Annotated in this window: 20 protein-coding genes and 1 tRNA gene; 12 read left to right on the top strand and 9 right to left on the bottom strand. The window is 65.1% G+C overall.

Annotated features, from left to right (window positions below; genetic code table 11):
• Positions 1–11: 11 nt before the first annotated feature.
• Entirely contained in the window at positions 12–1,082 is a 1,071-nt protein-coding gene (locus RX330_RS04220) for a phospholipase (protein WP_317242167.1), read from the top strand.
• A gap of 80 nt (positions 1,083–1,162) precedes the next feature.
• A complete protein-coding gene (locus tag RX330_RS04215; RefSeq protein WP_212079760.1) occupies positions 1,163–1,369 on the top strand; it encodes a hypothetical protein in 207 nt (68 codons plus the stop codon).
• A 77-nt stretch (positions 1,370–1,446) separates the two neighbouring features.
• Here the strand turns inward: RX330_RS04215 and RX330_RS04210 are convergent, their stop codons facing one another.
• The 3 genes from RX330_RS04210 to RX330_RS04200 form a co-directional block, all read right to left on the bottom strand.
• Entirely contained in the window at positions 1,447–2,106 is a 660-nt protein-coding gene (locus RX330_RS04210; RefSeq protein WP_317242166.1) for a DsbA family protein, read from the bottom strand.
• A 98-nt stretch (positions 2,107–2,204) separates the two neighbouring features.
• Entirely contained in the window at positions 2,205–2,648 is a 444-nt protein-coding gene (locus tag RX330_RS04205) for a PaaI family thioesterase (RefSeq protein ID WP_212079758.1), read from the bottom strand.
• Positions 2,649–2,651: 3 nt separating this feature from the next.
• Positions 2,652–2,807: a hypothetical protein gene (locus RX330_RS04200; protein ID WP_317242165.1), complete on the bottom strand. Its 156-nt coding sequence runs from the start codon at positions 2,805–2,807 to the stop codon at positions 2,652–2,654.
• 114 nt (positions 2,808–2,921) lie between these two features.
• On the opposite strand from RX330_RS04200, the gene RX330_RS04195 reads away from it, so the two are divergent.
• The gene (locus RX330_RS04195; protein WP_212079756.1) at positions 2,922–3,470 is read left to right on the top strand and encodes a TetR/AcrR family transcriptional regulator; all 549 of its coding nucleotides are present in this window, start codon (positions 2,922–2,924) and stop codon (positions 3,468–3,470) included.
• A 67-nt stretch (positions 3,471–3,537) separates the two neighbouring features.
• On the opposite strand, the gene RX330_RS04190 is transcribed toward RX330_RS04195, so the two are convergent.
• On the bottom strand, positions 3,538–4,029 hold the full coding sequence (locus RX330_RS04190) for a hypothetical protein (protein WP_317242164.1): 492 nt from the start codon (positions 4,027–4,029) through the stop codon (positions 3,538–3,540).
• A gap of 201 nt (positions 4,030–4,230) precedes the next feature.
• On the opposite strand from RX330_RS04190, the gene RX330_RS04185 reads away from it, so the two are divergent.
• Together RX330_RS04185 and RX330_RS04180 are read left to right on the top strand one after the other, a co-directional pair.
• The gene (locus tag RX330_RS04185) at positions 4,231–4,539 is read left to right on the top strand and encodes a PsiF family protein (RefSeq protein ID WP_317242163.1); all 309 of its coding nucleotides are present in this window, start codon (positions 4,231–4,233) and stop codon (positions 4,537–4,539) included.
• A 99-nt stretch (positions 4,540–4,638) separates the two neighbouring features.
• Positions 4,639–5,727 (top strand): AbrB family transcriptional regulator, encoded by a 1,089-nt coding sequence (locus RX330_RS04180; RefSeq protein ID WP_212079753.1) that lies wholly within the window; start codon positions 4,639–4,641, stop codon positions 5,725–5,727.
• Between the two features lie 126 nt (positions 5,728–5,853).
• On the opposite strand, the gene RX330_RS04175 is transcribed toward RX330_RS04180, so the two are convergent.
• A complete protein-coding gene (locus RX330_RS04175) occupies positions 5,854–6,396 on the bottom strand; it encodes a disulfide bond formation protein B (RefSeq protein WP_212079752.1) in 543 nt (180 codons plus the stop codon).
• A gap of 157 nt (positions 6,397–6,553) precedes the next feature.
• Here RX330_RS04175 and RX330_RS04170 point away from each other — a divergent pair.
• A tRNA-Leu gene (locus RX330_RS04170) sits at positions 6,554–6,638 on the top strand.
• A gap of 672 nt (positions 6,639–7,310) precedes the next feature.
• Here RX330_RS04170 and RX330_RS04165 read toward each other — a convergent pair.
• Positions 7,311–8,237 (bottom strand): arginase family protein, encoded by a 927-nt coding sequence (locus tag RX330_RS04165; RefSeq protein WP_317242162.1) that lies wholly within the window; start codon positions 8,235–8,237, stop codon positions 7,311–7,313.
• Positions 8,238–8,256: 19 nt separating this feature from the next.
• A complete protein-coding gene (locus RX330_RS04160) occupies positions 8,257–8,634 on the bottom strand; it encodes a VOC family protein (protein WP_317242161.1) in 378 nt (125 codons plus the stop codon).
• Positions 8,635–8,780: 146 nt separating this feature from the next.
• Between RX330_RS04160 and RX330_RS04155 the strand changes: the two genes are divergently transcribed.
• The 5 genes from RX330_RS04155 to RX330_RS04135 all read left to right on the top strand — a co-directional run bounded on the left by RX330_RS04155 (position 8,781) and on the right by RX330_RS04135 (position 13,728).
• Positions 8,781–9,566: an alpha/beta hydrolase gene (locus RX330_RS04155; protein WP_317244054.1), complete on the top strand. Its 786-nt coding sequence runs from the start codon at positions 8,781–8,783 to the stop codon at positions 9,564–9,566.
• 127 nt (positions 9,567–9,693) lie between these two features.
• Positions 9,694–9,927 (top strand): hypothetical protein, encoded by a 234-nt coding sequence (locus RX330_RS04150; protein WP_317242160.1) that lies wholly within the window; start codon positions 9,694–9,696, stop codon positions 9,925–9,927.
• 382 nt (positions 9,928–10,309) lie between these two features.
• Positions 10,310–10,792, top strand: coding sequence for an SgcJ/EcaC family oxidoreductase (locus tag RX330_RS04145; protein ID WP_212079748.1), 483 nt, complete (start codon positions 10,310–10,312; stop codon positions 10,790–10,792).
• A 309-nt stretch (positions 10,793–11,101) separates the two neighbouring features.
• Positions 11,102–11,785: a response regulator gene (locus RX330_RS04140; protein WP_212080762.1), complete on the top strand. Its 684-nt coding sequence runs from the start codon at positions 11,102–11,104 to the stop codon at positions 11,783–11,785.
• On the top strand, positions 11,782–13,728 hold the full coding sequence (locus RX330_RS04135; RefSeq protein ID WP_317242159.1) for a sensor histidine kinase: 1,947 nt from the start codon (positions 11,782–11,784) through the stop codon (positions 13,726–13,728). Before RX330_RS04140 ends, RX330_RS04135 begins: the two co-directional genes overlap by 4 nt.
• Positions 13,729–13,863: 135 nt before the next feature.
• On the opposite strand, the gene RX330_RS04130 is transcribed toward RX330_RS04135, so the two are convergent.
• The gene (locus RX330_RS04130) at positions 13,864–14,145 is read right to left on the bottom strand and encodes a hypothetical protein (RefSeq protein ID WP_212079746.1); all 282 of its coding nucleotides are present in this window, start codon (positions 14,143–14,145) and stop codon (positions 13,864–13,866) included.
• Between the two features lie 236 nt (positions 14,146–14,381).
• Here RX330_RS04130 and RX330_RS04125 point away from each other — a divergent pair, with 236 nt between their 5' ends.
• Complete coding sequence (locus tag RX330_RS04125) at positions 14,382–14,606, top strand: cysteine rich repeat-containing protein (RefSeq protein ID WP_212079745.1); 225 nt, start codon at positions 14,382–14,384, stop codon at positions 14,604–14,606.
• A gap of 175 nt (positions 14,607–14,781) precedes the next feature.
• Here the strand turns inward: RX330_RS04125 and mddA are convergent, their stop codons facing one another.
• Positions 14,782–15,567, bottom strand: a complete 786-nt coding sequence (mddA, locus tag RX330_RS04120; protein WP_317242158.1) for a methanethiol S-methyltransferase — start codon at positions 15,565–15,567, stop codon at positions 14,782–14,784.
• Between the last annotated feature and the right edge of the window lie 32 nt (positions 15,568–15,599).

The raw sequence follows: 15,599 nt of genomic DNA, 5'->3' as shown, positions 1-15,599 counted from the left end.
AGGGATCCACGATGACCGAGGCCGTTGTGGACGACATCGTGGCCGTGCTGCCGCCGCTGCTCAACGCGCTGGAAGCGCTTGGATTTTTCCAAAGGCAATTGCATCCACCGGCCTTTGCCTCCGTCATGAACGCAATCGGCGCGCCGGACGAGGCACTTCGAGCCGCACGCACTGCGATCGGAGATTGGCCGGAGCAATTCGCCGGCCTGCGCGAGCGACTGGATGGGGCCTGCGACGAGACGCTCGCCGCCTTTGCCGGCATCCGCGAGGTCGAGCGCGGCAACGGCGATCTCGTCGCGGTCTTCCGCGCGCTGCGCCACCTGCCGCGCGCACAGGAGGCGCTCTATCCGCTGGCGCCGCAGTTTCCGCCGGTGAGCAACTTCTTTCTCAACACTGCCCATCGCGAAAATGCGGACCTGTTGTCGCGGCTGGAAGTCGGTGCAGGCGAGCAGGCAGGCATCTTCCACGATCACAACGAGCCCGGCAGCCGCGGCGGCTTCTCGGTCTATGTGCCCGAATACTACACGCCAGGTCGCGCCATGCCGCTGGTGATGGCGCTGCATGGCGGCAGCGGCAACGGACGCGGCTTTCTGTGGAGCTGGCTGCGCGATGCCCGCAGCCTCGGCGCGATCCTGGTGGCGCCGACCGCGACCGGCCCGACCTGGGCGCTGATGGGTGATGATGCCGACACGCCCAATCTCATGCGTATCCTCGAGACCGTGCGCAGCCGCTGGGCCGTCGACGCCTCGCGCATGTTGCTGACCGGCATGAGCGACGGCGGCACCTTCTGTTACGTCAGCGGGCTCGACGGCGCCTCGCCCTTCACCCATCTGGCGCCGGTGTCCGCAACCTTCCATCCGCTGATGGCGGAGATGGCCGACGCCACGCGCCTGCAGGGGCTGCCTGTCTTCATCACCCACGGCAAGCTCGACTGGATGTTTCCCGTGCAGACCGCGCGCCAGACGCAGGCGGCGCTCGCAGCGGCCGGCGCCGATGTCAGCTATCGCGAGATCGACGACCTCAGCCACACCTATCCGCGCGAGATCAATGCGGAGCTGATGCAGTGGCTGAATGCGGGATGAACAACTCCTCCCTGTCGGCGCCGCACTGCCGGGGAACCATCACATCGCGCCGACGTTATTGCTGGTCACCGGAGGTTACCATGCGGACTTTTTTCGGAATGATCCTGGGCGCGCTGCTGCTTGCGGGCGGCGTCTACGTCTATGATTCCATGCAGACGTCATCGGTCGCCAAGGGCGAGGTGGCAGCCGCCAACCGCACCATCGTGAACTGGGACGTGGCAAAGGCGGATTGGGATGCGCTGCGCGATCGCGCGCACAAGGACTGGGTCCGGATCTCGTCGAAGTAACGAGGCCGTATCATGAATGAGGCGCCGTCGCGGATCCGCGGCGGCGCCTTTGCGTTGGCTACGACCAACGCTGCGCGTCAGTTCATCTTGGCCTTGCGGGCATCGGCGATGACCTGCTCGAACTCGGTCATGCTGAGCACGCCGGGGACGCGGTACTTGCCGACGATGAAGGATGGGGTGCCGCTGAAACCGAAGGCTTCGGCCTGTTCGTTGTTGCGCTTGAGCAGGGCGTCGATGTCGCTGCCACGGCCGGCAAGATCACGTTTCAGGCGATCCATGTCGACGCCGGCGGCCGCGAGCAGCTCGTTGATGCGCGGCTCGGTCAGGCGCGAGCTGACGCCTATCAAGGCGTCATGGGCCGGGTGGTACTTGTCCTGGAATTTCGCGGCGAGCGCGCTCCGCGCGGCCGTGACCGAGACCGGCCCGAGGATCGGCCAGTCTTTCATCACCAACCGCACCTTGCCGTCGTCCTGGACGACCTGGCGCAGCTCGGGCTCGAGCTTGCGGCAATAGGGGCAATTGTAGTCGGACCATTCGACGATGGTGATGTTACCATTCGGATTGCCGGCGACCGGCGTATCAGGGTCGCGCAGCACCTTGGCTTCGGTCAGCACCTCGTCATTTTCGGCGGCTGCCCGCGCCGACGTGATGCGGCCTGCCGCCAGGACGCCCGCCCCGATCAGTGTCAGCGCCGCGCGCCGCGTCGGCACCAGGCCCTTGTTCCCAGATTCAGCCATATCTCGTCCCGTTTCGGTCCCATCTTTCGCAAATACGGTTCGGGACCGGGAGTTGTTACCGTTCATATAGAGTGTCGCGGGCACGATGTCATCGCGTGCTAGGCGCGGGGCACCATCGCCATCAGCGTCCCGGTCATGGTGGCGATCAGCGCGGTCTTGCCCTCGTGCTCGGCAAAGGCCTTGGCCTCGCAGAAGGTCAGCGTGCGGCCGGGCTTGACCACCTCGGCCTTGAAGACGAAGCGTTCGCCGCGGGCGGGCGCAAGCAGCGTGGTCTTGAATTCGACGGTGAGGATATCCGCCTCTGATGGCATCAGGGTGAATGCGGCAACACCGCAGGCATTGTCCAGGCCTGCCGTGATGATGCCGGCATGGACGAACCCGTTCTGTTGCGTGAAGGCCGGCGAATGCAGCATTGCCAATTCGACCTCGCCCGGCGCAAGGCGGACGATCACGATGCCGAGCGTGCGCATCGCCGGTTGACCGTCGAACAAGGCAATGGCAGCCGCGCGATACCCCGGATTCTTCGGCTCGAACGCGGCCATGGCCTACACCCCAACCACTTCGGCAAGGTGCCGCAACGCAATTTCGCGGATGGCATCGACGAACGGTGTGGAGCTGCGCTGGCTGCGATCCATGTGCAAGCCGGCAATATCGCTTTGCCACGGATAGACCGTGCCGCGATAGGGCGCCTCTCGCTCCATCGCAATTCCTCCCGCTCTGTTCTGCCCTTTGGCGGCTTCTTGATACGGTAGCGTATCAGGGCGCCGCCGCGCTAGCAATACGGCACCGTATCAAGAATTGGCGAGGCTTCCTTCATGAGCGACGGCAAGGGCGATGTCTGGGTCGAGGCGGGGTTTGCCGAGCTCGCCCGCTCGGGGGTCGAGGGTGTCAGGGTCGAGGTGCTCGCCAAGAGCCTCGGCGTCACCAAGGGCGGCTTCTACCGCCGCTTCGCCGACCGCGCCGCGCTGCTCGATGCCATGCTGCAACGCTGGCGCGAGGGGCGCGCAGCCTCGATTGCACAACAGACTCGCCTCGACGGCCAGGAGCCCCGCGAACGGCTGAAGGCGGTAATCCAGCTCTATTCGGAGCGGCTCAATCCGGAAGCCATGGCGATCGAGCTCGCGATCCGGCAATGGGCTCGTTCGGACGAGAACGCTGCGGCCGCGGTGGCAGGCGTGGATGCCGCGCGGCTCAAGCACGTCGCCGAACTCTATCGCGCGACCGGGCTTGCAGCCGAGGAGGCCGAGGCGCAGGCCTTCCTGTTCTACTGCTTCATCTTCGGCCAGAGCCTCTTGTTCGTCGAGCGCGGCCCGCGAAAGCGGGCGCAACTGGTGGCGAAGTCGGCTGAAAAGCTGCTCGACTAGGCGATTGGCTTGCGAGAAATGGCCGGAGCTCAACTCCGGCCATCGCGTTGTCGCGTTGGACCCGAGCTCAGGCGGCGCCCTTCAGCTTCTTGGTGCATTCGCTGTAATAGCCGCCGCCCTTCTGGATCCACTTCAAGCCGCCATTGCCGTTGGTGGTCTTGTTGGCGTTGTACTGGTCGACGCAGGTGTGCAGGCGGGCCTTGCCGGCGGTCTCCTTGGCATATTTCGGATCGACCGCGTTCGGATAGATCGCCGGACCGGCCGGCAGCGCCGGTGCGGCGGCGGGCGCGGCCTCCTTCTTCGCCTGCTTCGGCTCGGCGGGAGCCGCGGGCGCGGCCGGAGCCGCCGCGGCAGGCGCAGCCGCAGGCGTTGCGTCGGCACCGCACTGGGCCTTGCGGAAATCATTCCACTTCATGGTGCCGAGCGAGCCGTCCTTCTTGGCCGCCTGATATTTCGCGCTGCATTCCTGCGATGTCAGCGCCTGCGCCGGCGCGCTCGCAATGAATGCGACGACGCCCGACGCTGCGATCACACACAACAGTTTCGATTGAACGGTCATCCCTGGTTCTCCTCCTTTGTCTTCCTCGACGGAAGTGAAACGAACATTGCTATCCTAGCGTGCCGGCCGCTTGCGACAAGGATGCGATGCGTTAGGCCGGCAAAATATAGTGATCGAGTCGTTCTCATCATTCATGTCGCGTTCAGCAACGCGAGCCGACGTTCGCAGCCCTTCGTAATTCTCGCAAGCAGAGTGCAACACATGACCTTCACGTCCCGCCTCGCCGCCGTCGCTCTCGCCTCCCTCCTCGCCAGCGGCGCCGCCTTCGCGCAGACCGCCGCGCCGGCAACCAAGCCCGATGCAGCCGCCATTGCCGACAGGAAGGCGCCGAAGGAACGCTCGGCGGAATCGCTCGAATGCTCCAGGCAGGCGGACGCCAAGGGATTGAAGGGCAAGGAGCGCAAGAAATTCCGCCGCGAGTGCAAGAAGCAGGCGAGGGCCGGCACCGCGGCGCCTGCCGCGCCCGCCGCCCCTGCCGCGCCTGCCGCGCCTGCCGCCGACAAGAAGTAAGTCGCGCGCGATCCTCCACGAGCATCAGGGCGAGGCGCGCGCATTGCGGCATGACGAGCCTGCAATTGTGCGCCTCTCGCCGATTTGCAATAAGGCGGCGTGAAGCAGATCACCGCCTCCCTGCCGTTCAAATGGCCGAGCCGCGCCAGTATCTTGAGCGCGGCGGAGACGCTCGTCATCGGCACCGCCGGCGGCCTGGTGTTTCTGTTTGCCGGCCTTCCCGGCGGGCTGATCTCGGGCTCGATGATCGCGGTCGCCATCGCCGCAATCGCCGGTCGCCAATTGTCGCTGCCGCCGCTGCTGACCCAGGCCGTGCTGGTGCTGCTCGGCATTTCGCTGGGCTCGGTGGTCTCGCGCCATCTGCTTCAGCAGGTCGGCGCCTATCCCCTCACCATCGGCCTGCTTGCGCTCGCAACCTTCTGCTCGACCTTCGGCTCGAGCTATTACCTCCAACGTATCCATGGCTGGGACCGCACCTCGGCCTTCCTTGCCGGCAGCCCCGGCGCGCTGTCGCAGATCACGATCCTGGCGGTCGAGCGCGGCGCCGACCTGCCGGGCATCGCGGTGGTGCAGACCATGCGCGTCATCATCCTCACCGCGGCACTGCCGGTGGTGCTCGCGCTCGCAGGCGTGGCCCCCTCTGCCGCGCCGTCGCCGATGGCGACGACGATTGCCTCGCCGCTCGACATCGTGGAGCTGGTCGCGGCCTCGCTGGCCCTGGCGCTTCTGCTGCGGCTGATCAGGTTTCCGGCGAGCTGGATGTTCGGCGCCATGATCGCCTCCAGCGTGCTGCATGGCGCCGGCTGGATCGAGGGTGGCCTGCCGGACTGGGGCCGCGGCGCGGCTCTGGTCGGGATCGGCGCGCTGATCGGCAGCCGTTTCGCGCGGATGCGGATCAAGACGCTCGCCGGCCACATCAACGCGGCACTGGGCTCGTTTACCGTGGCGATCGCCGTCTCCGCCATTTTCGTCGGCATCGTCGCACTCACCACGCAGGTCAAATTCTCCGACGTCGTCGTCGCCTTCGCGCCCGGGGCGATGGACGCCATGCTGGCCCTGGCGCTGACGTTGCACATCGACCCGATCTTCGTCGGCGCCCATCATCTGTCGCGCTTCGTGTTCGTGACGATCGCGACGCCGGGGATCGTGCATCTGTTCGGACGCACCCAGGACGACGTGGACGATTAGCAGAGCGCCACTCTCGTCGGGTGGGCAAAGGCGCACTTGCGCCGTGCCCGCGATCTCTCTCAATCGTCAGAGGTAGTGGGCGCGGCGCGCGAAGAGCGCGCCTTTGCCCTAGGGCACCCACGGCAGCTACGCACGCTTCGCCGTCGCCACGAATCCCCATGCGGCGATCGCGGCCATCGCGAGCGAGATCAGCACGTTGAAGCCGGCGAGCGAGAGGCCGAGGAAGCGCCACTGCACCTCGTCGCAGCGCACCACCTTCACGGTGTCGAGCCTCGAAAAAAGATCGCCGGCATTGCCGAGATTGACGACGGGACCGGAGCAATCGGTCGGCCCCTTCCAGAACCCCCATTCGACGCCGGAATGGTAGGCGCCGAGACCGGCATTGGCGAGCGTCGCCAGCGCGAGGATGGCAAGTCCCGCCAGCAGCAACGGCCGCGGCGCGCCGCTTCGCGCCGCAATCGCCGTGAGCGCACCGAGCGGAATCGCGAGATAATAGGCGTAGCGCTGCTCGAGGCAGAGCGGACAGGGCAAGATCTCCAGCACGAGCTGGAAGAACCAGGCGCCCGCGATGGTCGCGGCCGCGATCAGCGTGACGAGCAGCGAGGCCGCCAGCGCGGCGCCGCCGGCGGCCGGCTTGAACGCAGGTATCGCGGCACTCTGGATCGTCACGGCAGCCTCTTTCCGGTGGGTCGCGCCCCCAAGCCTCTAACTCCGGTCCATGCGGCTGTCGAGAACGCTGGGCATCACTTTGGCGCGGGTTGACCCCGCTTTGTCCATGGCTATAGTCCGCCGGCTTCGCGACGCTCCCTTCAAGGGCCGACCGAGGGCCCCTGTGGCGGAACTGGTAGACGCGCTCGACTCAAAATCGAGTTCCGCAAGGAGTGCTGGTTCGATTCCGGCCAGGGGCACCACGCTTCGCCCTTTGGGTTTCGCGTGGCGCGGCCATGCCAGACCGAAGACACCCTGCTACGAAGACACGCCCCTACAGCCTCGCGGCGCATGACGCCCGAGTCCTGTGCTTCTCTTGACGCCCCTTCCTTGGAAAGGGCGCAGGGAAGGCCGGGCGCCGGCTGGCACCCGCGGTCCGCTGTGCGCAAATTGCGCGAAGATAGATGCACAGCGGCATACAGGGCAGCCTGGACATCCCGGCCTTTCCCTGCGCAGTGGTTTGACGGCTTATGGCGTGCTCTCCCCGGGGAGCGATGCACTATTGCCCCCGTCGCCTTGCGGATGGCTGACGCGCACGCCCGGTCGGGCAGCGACATCACCGCAAGCCTTGACGCACAGACCCCGGGCGTCAGGACGACACGCTTTTGCCGTACGCGGACCGCACCGGTCGTGTGCGCGCTGCTCAACCGCTCACGGGCAAAGCCCGCCCTGCGATTGCTGGCGCGCCGATGCGCTCCACGTCCACCGCCACCCCGCCCGCGTATCGTGACGATCGCGAAACGCCCCTTATCCATGGGCCGGGATGGCGACGTATACGATATTTCCGAATTTCGGTCAACCAGAATCTTTTGGACCAACCTCCGGTCCCGCGTGGCCGGCCCGGCAGACATCCCACGCTGTCGTTCGGAGTCCGCTCAGCTGCGCCGGCGAGCGCTGGTTGTTCGCCGTGTCGGTGCTGCTGTTCCGAGCGTGGCTGCGAGCACATCGGCCAGGCCGCGCCCGGCGCTGCCGTCTGCATCCAGGTGCGGATTGTAGATGGTGATCTCGAGGCCTACTGCCTTGCCGCTCGCCAGGGCAACGCCGAGCGCGGTCGACAACTCGTGCCACGACAACCCGCCCGGCACGCGAAAATCGACAGCCGACATGACGGCGTCGTCGAGACAGTCGGCGTCGAGATGGATGAAGAAGCCGTCCAGTTCGGCTCGCGTCAGGTGATCGACCGCCTCGCACGCAGCGGCCTCGATACCTCTTGCGCGCACTGCGGGGAGATCCAGCGCCTTGAGCACTTCGGGAAGCGGCTGACTCCCGTACTCCTCCTGATCCCGGTGATCGCGATACGCGAACGCGACAGCGTCTTCAGCGCGGACCAGAGGAGCGCGACCTTCGATGTCTGCCAGGAGCGAGGGACCGAAGCCGCACACGAAAGCGAGCTCCATCGAAGCGCCCTCACCGTTGGGCTCCGCCTCGGGCTGGAAGAAATCGGCGTGACCGTCGATGAAGAACAGGCCGTAGCGGCCGCGCCGTCGCAACGCGAGCATCGCGCCCAGCAGGATCGTGCAATCGCCGCCCAGCACCACCGGAAATTCACCCGCGTCAAGCACCGCTTCCACCGCGTCGGCGAGCTTGGGGGACCACGCGGCAAGTGCCCTGGCGTTCAATGTGCCGGTCTCGGGATCGGGCGCCGGGTCCTTCGGCGGCACCGCCAGCCGCGCGGCGCGTCGCGCGCCGATGCGCTCGGCAAATCCAAGGTCCAAGAGTTGCTCGGGCAAGCGCTCCACACCGTCGGTCGCCAGGCCCAGCGTGGAAGGAGCTTCGATGATGGCATAGGAAATGGTCGACATGGGCGCCTCCCGCTCGCGACTATTTCGCTGAATAGGTCACGGCCTCGATCTCGTGACCATCCGGATCGCGGACAAACGCCCCATAGTAGTTGGGATCGTAATTCGGCCGCAGCCCCGGAGCGCCATCGTCGCTGCCGCCGTGCTTCAATGCTGCTGCGTGAAATCGATCAACCATCGAACGGTTTTCGACGGCGAAGGCGATATGCGAGCCGTTGCCGACGGTCGCAGGCTGTCCGTCGATCGGAACCTGAACGCTGAAGTGAAAGGTGCCGCTTCCGTACCCCAGTCCACCCTCGTCCTCGGCCATCGGAACAATGCCGAGAATGGGCAAGACGGCATCGTAAAAGCGCTTCGAGCGTTCGACATCATTCGTGCCGACCGAGACATGGTGGATCAAGACCACCTCCCCGTTCCAATGTCGTTCGTAACGGTCGCTTGCGATCGTTGTTCCGTCCGAACCACGCGTGTTCTACCCGGCGCGAACAGATGGAATGCCGGGGAACCCCTTCCGCAAAGGGCGCTTTATGTACAAAGGAAGCGAACATGGACACACGCGTCAGACATCGCAGGGTTCAGATCGGATCGGTGGACACTTTTTACCGCGAAGCAGGACCAGAACGCGCGCCCGTCGTTCTCCTGCCGCACGGCTATCCCTGCTCATCCTACGAATTCCGCAATCTGATGCCGAGACTGGCCGACAACGCCAGCTGGCTCGACCAGTTCGTGACGGAGCTGAAGATCGAGCGCTTCGTGATCTACCTTCATGATTTCGGCTCACCGGTCGGAGCCAGGTTGGCGATCATGCGGCCCGAGAGGGTGGTGGCCCAGATCATTCAGAACGGTGACATCCCTTACGAAGATGCGCTGGGCCCGAAATACGCCGACATCGAGAAGTCCTGGTCGCTGCCCGACGAGGAATTGCGTGCCGCGATGCGGGCGGCCGTCACTGAGGACAATTTCCGCGACGAGTTCCTCAACCACGTGCGTTCAGATCTGGTGGGCCTCATCGCACCGGATCTTTGGCAATTGCACTGGTCGCTGATGACCGAGCGGCGAAAGGACGCCGCGGCAGACGTTCTGTTCGGCCTCAAGGCGAACCGCCAATGGTTTGCCGAGCACCGCCGCTATCTTCAGCAGCACAAGCCGCCGACATTGATCGTGTGGGGGCCGCAAGATCATTACATGCCCGAACAGTCTGCGCGAGCCTATCTGCGTGACCTGCCGGACGCCGAACTGCATCTCCTGGATGGCGGCCATTGGCTGCTTGAAACCAACCTCGATGAGGTTGTCTCGCTGACGCGATCATTTCTGGAGCGGATCGAATCCTGACGGCAACGGCTGCCATGCCGCTCGCCGGCCCGCGCGGGCAGCTTCCTTAATCCGCATGGCGTTCGACTTCGCCCGGATATTTCCTATATCGTGCTGCAATGATTGTTGGTGCAGTGGGACAGCTTCGATGGCCAGGAGACGCACGACGGAAGCCGACACCGACGACCTTCCCCGCTATTTCGTCTGGGTGCGGGGCCTCGAAGGGCCCGAGCCGCAGAAATGGACGGCGATGGATTTCGGCGTCGGCGATTGGAAGCGACCGCTCGTGCTGGCCTATCTGGAGCTGCCGCAAGACGAACGGCGTCTGCCGCTGTCGATGCTGGCCGGGCGCTATCCGCCGCCGCGGGGTGATCTTTCCTGAGCCGGGCTGGGGTGTGCGCTGCTAACGTTTGGTCCGCAAGGCAAAGCGGAAGTTACCCCGCGTGATCGTGATCGGCGGCTTGTGACCCAAGCGGACATGTTGAGGGCAATTTTTGACTTGAAGCGGACATTTTGGTTGGCCAACTTGGCCTGAAGACCTTGCCTCCCAGTCCGACCTTCGTACAGAATGGGGAGAGGATTGCGTTTCGCCACAGCGGCAGATAGGTGGTGCTCGGTTCAGATAGCTAGATACCGAACACTACGACAACTACGACGACCGACCGCAATCCTAATTTTTCGCCAGAGCAATTTCGTATTTGAATTGACAACGTCATTGCGACGCTCTTGACGGCCCCGCTCCTCCCGGCGTTGAGGTGTTGATCATGTTGAAAAATCGCCTTGTTCTGATCTTGGTGACTACTGTGATTTCTCATTCCGCAAACGCACAAGATGGTGCTGGGGAAGCGGCTATACGCGCCATTGTTGCAGAGCAAGTGTCCGCATGGAACGATGGCGATGGATCCCGCTTTTGCCAATCGGCGGCACTGGACATCTCGGCGTTCAATACATCGGGAACTGATATGTCTGGCAAAGAGGTTTTCTGCCAACGACAGGTTCAAATCTTGGCGGGCATCTTCAAAGGAACGACAAAAAAACAAAACATTCGACGGCTTCGTTTCATCACGGGCGACGTAGCCATCGTGGATATCGATAACGAGATACACGGCCTCAAGGACACACCCAGCGGCGCTGCTCTATCAGGTGATGGCGTAAGCAGAACGCAGCTTATGGAAGTTTTTGTGCGGCGAGATGGTCGCTGGTTAATGGAAGCGTTTTACAACATCGATGTTAGGTCTCCGAAGTAGAGGCAGAGATCGAAGGCTACATAGGGCGGATAGCGTTGGGACATTGGCGACTCAAGTCTGCTTCTGGCCAACTCGGACGTTCGATGAGCTGCCACAATGGCCCGGTATCTGGGGCAGAGCAGACCTCATCAGCGCCCCGATTGCAGCGCGAACGACGAGGACGCGCGCTCGCCCAGGCGCAACCAACCCTCCACGCCTGACCCCGGACCGAGTTGTCGCCGCCCCCATGATTATGGGTGTCCCGTCATCCCCGGTCCGGGTAAACTTGTCTTGCGCCGCGGGGGACACGCGGGTCGCGGGGCCATGATCATGACCGAACAGGGCGAGACGGGTGACACCATCACCATCCTCCTCGTCGAGGACGACGCGCCGACCTGCTGGCGGCTACAGGATGCGCTGGTGAAGGCCGGCTACGAGGTGCGCAGCGCCGGCACGCTTGGTGAAGCCCGGTCTGCGCTTGCCGGCGGCGCGCCGCGCGTGCTGCTGACCGATCTGCGGCTGCCCGACGGCCACGGCATCGAGCTGATTCGCGAAACGCGACAGCGCTTTCCCGACACCGAGATCATGGTGATCTCGGCGCTGGGGGACGAGGAAAGCGTGATCTCCGCGATCACGGTCGGCGCCACCGGTTATCTGCTCAAGGACGCCTTCCCAACCGACATCGCCACCACCGTGCGCGATCTCGTCGCCGGCCATTCGCCGATCTCGGCCTCGATCGCGCGCTTCATCGTGCGCAGGACGCAAGGTGCGGCGCAGAGCTCGGCAGAGCCGCCGCCCGGCCCCGCGCTGAACACGGCGAGGCTGACGCCGCGCGAGATCGACATCCTCTGGGGCATCGCCAAAGGCTTCAGCTATGCCGAGATCGCCAGCCATCTCGGCCTGTCCAAGCAGACCGTGCCCGGCCACATCAAGAACATCTATCGCAAGCTCGAGGTGCACACGCGCAGCGAAGCGGTGTTCGAGGCGGTGCAGCAAGGCCTGATCAAGCTGTGAGCGAGATCGCGGCCAAGGCGTCCTCGAAGGCACCTGCAAAGGCACCCACGCGACCGCGGCGCCGACTGATTACCTCGCGCCTCGTGCCCTATCTGCTGCTGCAGGCCCTGATCGTGATCGCCACCGTTCTGGGGCTGCGGCTGCTGCAGCCGAGCGATCCCGACGATTTCGCGCTAAGCGGGTTTTCGCTGCGGGAAGAGGGCGTGACGTTGCCCGTGACGCTGCCGCATTTCACGGCGTCGCGCCATTCGCTGGCCGATCCGCCGCTCTACACCGGCGCCTTCACGTTCCGTAGCGGCGACGCGGCGTCGGGATGGTCGGTGTACCTGCCGCGCTTCAGCAACGCGGTGGAGGTCGCCGTCGGCGGTGTCGTCGTGCTCGACTCCCGGCGCGATGCCAATGCCAACCGGCCCGACCGCAACACGCCGCAGATCGCAGCGATCCCCGCATCGCTGCTGCGCGAGGGCAGCAACGAGATCACGGTGCGGCTGTTCGTATGGGGACCGCTCAAGGGCTTTCTCGATACGGTCTATGTCGGGCCGGACGCCGCCCTGCGCCCGGCCTATGAAACGCGCACGCTGCTGTTCGTCACGCTTCCCGTGGTGTTCTCGGCCTGGCAGTCGATCCTGGCCGTCATCCTCGCGATCATGTGGCTGATGCGGCGCCACGAGCCGGTCTACGGCGTGCTGGCCGCCGCGATGGTGCTCGGCGTGGTGCAGGCCTTCGCGCCGCCGCCGGTGCCGCCGGCCGCCGTGTCCCGGCTGGCCGCAGTGCTGCTGGCGTCCGCGCCGACCGAGAGCGCGCTGATCGTCATGTTCGCCGTGCTGTTCTTCGGCTGGCGCTGGCCGCGCTACGCCATGCTGCTGTTCGTGCCTGGAATCGTCGTGTTCGTGGTCGGGCTGATCGGGGGCCCGCCGCTGCCGCGCATCCTGTTCCTGGTGCTCGGCATCCCCACCGTCGGGCTCTGCTTGGCCCTGATGGCCTGCGTCACCGCAACCGCCGTGGTGCGGCGGCAGGACGCGGCGAGCTTCACGATCGGCTGTGCCGTGACCATCGTGCTGGTCTGCTGGATCCAGGACATGCTCACCGTGCTCGAGATCGTGAGCAACGATCGCATCTTCGTCTCGCGCCTGTCCTATTCGGCGATGCTGGTCGCGATCGGCGCCGGGTTGACCTGGCGCTTTGCCCGCGCGCTGAACCAGGTCGACAGCTTTGCCGGCCAGCTCGTGACGCGGGTGCGCGAGGCCGAAGAGCGGCTGAAGGCGAGCTTTGCCCGCGAGGAGGAGCGCGCGCGCGCCGCCGCACTCGCCAACGAGCGCACGCGCCTGATGCGCGACCTGCATGACGGCCTCGGCGGCCAGCTCGTCAGCATCGTCGCGCTGTCCGAGCGCGGCCATGAGGGCGCGACCATCACCGACGCCGCCCGTGCCGCGCTGAAGGATCTGCGTCTCGTCATCGATTCCATGGACGACATCGGCGGCGACCTGATGCTCGCCCTCGGCTCCTGGCGCGAACGCGCGAGCGCGCAATTGCGGCCGCACGACATCACGCTCGACTGGCGCGTGGCGACGCCGCAGGGCCTGCCGCTGCATCCCGAGCTCAGGCCATGGCACGTCATCCAGATCGTGCGCATCCTCGACGAGGCCGTGACCAATGCGGTCAAGCACGCAGAGGCCCGCCGCATCGCGGTCACGATCGACACGCTCGACGGGGACCGGGGGCCGTACGGCGTGATCAGCGTGACCGACGACGGCCATGGTTTCGCGCCGGGCGGCCATGGCGAGGCCGCCAGCGCGGGCCAAACCGCGCGCGGCCTGCGCAACATGAGAAGCCGCGCCGCGCGCTGCGGTGCGGTGCTCGATCTGAGTTCGGATGCGTCCGGCACGCGCGTGCGGCTGCAATTGCCGCAGCGCTTTCCCGACAGCGACGCGGCCGCGGGCTGAAAGGCCCCCTCTCCGAACGTGTGGGGCACGCGGAGAGAGGGAACGGGCCGGATGATTTGCCTGCGGAGGACGGGGGGCGTTCGTCCGCAAGGCCCTGGCCCGAAGCGATGCAATCCATTCAATCGAATGGAAATATCAGCGCACGCCGACGCGATTGACCGGGCCGCCACGATTCATCGGCGTTCCCGCCCGCACGCCGACACCGGGCGCACCGACGCCGGGGGTTGCGACCGCGGCCCTCGCGACCGGGGCTCCCACCACCACCGCAGTCGGCCGCACCACGCAGCCCTTGGGCACGCCGACGGTCTTGCAATAGACCACCGCCTGCGCCGGGCTCGTGCCCAGCGACACCATCGCCGCGCCGGCCAGCGCCATGGCCGTCAACCCCGCGCTCAGCGTTCCAGCTTTCTTCGACATCCTTCGCTCTCCTGCTTCCGTTCGGCGTTCCGATGCAATCACCGGATTTCGCAGCCGAGGTGCAGCCTGAATGGCAAAAGTCGGCGCGCGGATACATGCCATGAAGATGGGGGATGCCGTGACCGCACTGCGGCGCCGATGCCATGAACATGGCATGGACCCGTGAGCGGCCTTCGCGGAATGGTTCGGGCCGATTGATCCCGGTCGGGACCAACGCCGATCCAATGAGGTGCTTCATGAAGATTTCAGCTCTTGCCGCGCTGCTGCTGACTGCCGCCGTCCTGCCCGCTGCCGCGCAATCCGGTCCATCGGTCCAGGAGCAAATGGCCTGCCGCGGTGATGCCGGAAAGTTCTGCGCCGAACATGTCGGCAAGCCCCCGCAGATGAACGCCTGTCTGCGCGAGAACAAGTCGAAGCTCTCGGACTCCTGCCGCAAGGTCGTCGAATCGCGCGGCGGCTGATCCGTCGTTCTGCCTTGAAGAAAGGAGAGGGCGGCGTACTGCCGCCCTCTCGATATGATGCAGAAGCCGCGCTTTGGAGAGCGCCGAGCGCACGCCTCGTCCTTCGCGACGGCGCTAACGCCTGAATAAGGCTGATCTTCGTCGGCCCGTTGAAGCTGCTGCCACGAGGCCGAGATTAGACTGACCTGCGCCAGGGAATGAGCATGGAGACCCGTTGCTTGTACTGCCGGTACTCGTCACCGAAGAGAGCGACGAGGTCGCGCTCCTCCAGCGCGATGCCGACGAAGATGTAGAGCGTGGTGACGACCGCGAACAGCAGATGACCCGCGGTCATGGTCGGCGCCGCCCAGAACGCGATGATGAATCCGAGATAGATCGGATGGCGCACGAACTTGTAGAGCAGCGGCGTCTTGAAGCGCGGCGGCGTCATCTCCTTCCCGGCCAGGTGGTTGGTCACCTGATGCAATCCGAACAATTCGAAATGATTGATGATGAAGGTCGAGGTGAACACCACCACCCAGCCGGCGAAGGACAGCGTGACCAGTGTCACCGCAAGATCCGGATTCTCGACGTTCCATACCACGGACGGCAAGGGACGCCACTGCCAGAACAGGAGCAGCAATGACAGGCTCGCCGCCAGCACATAGGTGCTTCGCTCGACCGGCTTGGGGACGAACTGCGTCCACCACGCCTTGAACCGCTGGCGCGCCATCACGCTGTGCTGAATGGCGAACAGCGACATCAAGAGCAGATTGACGATGACGGCTTCAACCGGCGGAGTCTGCGTTCCTGTGTCGATGGTCTTGGGTACCATCACCCCCATGACGAAGCCGATGGCATAGAGAATGGTGACGAAGAACACGAGATAAGCCGCAATTCCGTACAGAAAGGCGGCGACCTTGAAAATACGTGAGCCCGCAATCGCTGGGCCGATCGAATGAATCTGATCAATCTGAGACATGGAAAACTCCGTTGTGCCAAAGCGCCGGCACT

This window comes from Bradyrhizobium sp. NDS-1 (assembly GCF_032918005.1).
Classification (GTDB): domain Bacteria; phylum Pseudomonadota; class Alphaproteobacteria; order Rhizobiales; family Xanthobacteraceae; genus Bradyrhizobium; species Bradyrhizobium tunisiense.
The sequence above is the reverse complement of the archived record's forward strand: the minus strand, read 5'-3'. Positions and strand labels throughout refer to the sequence as shown.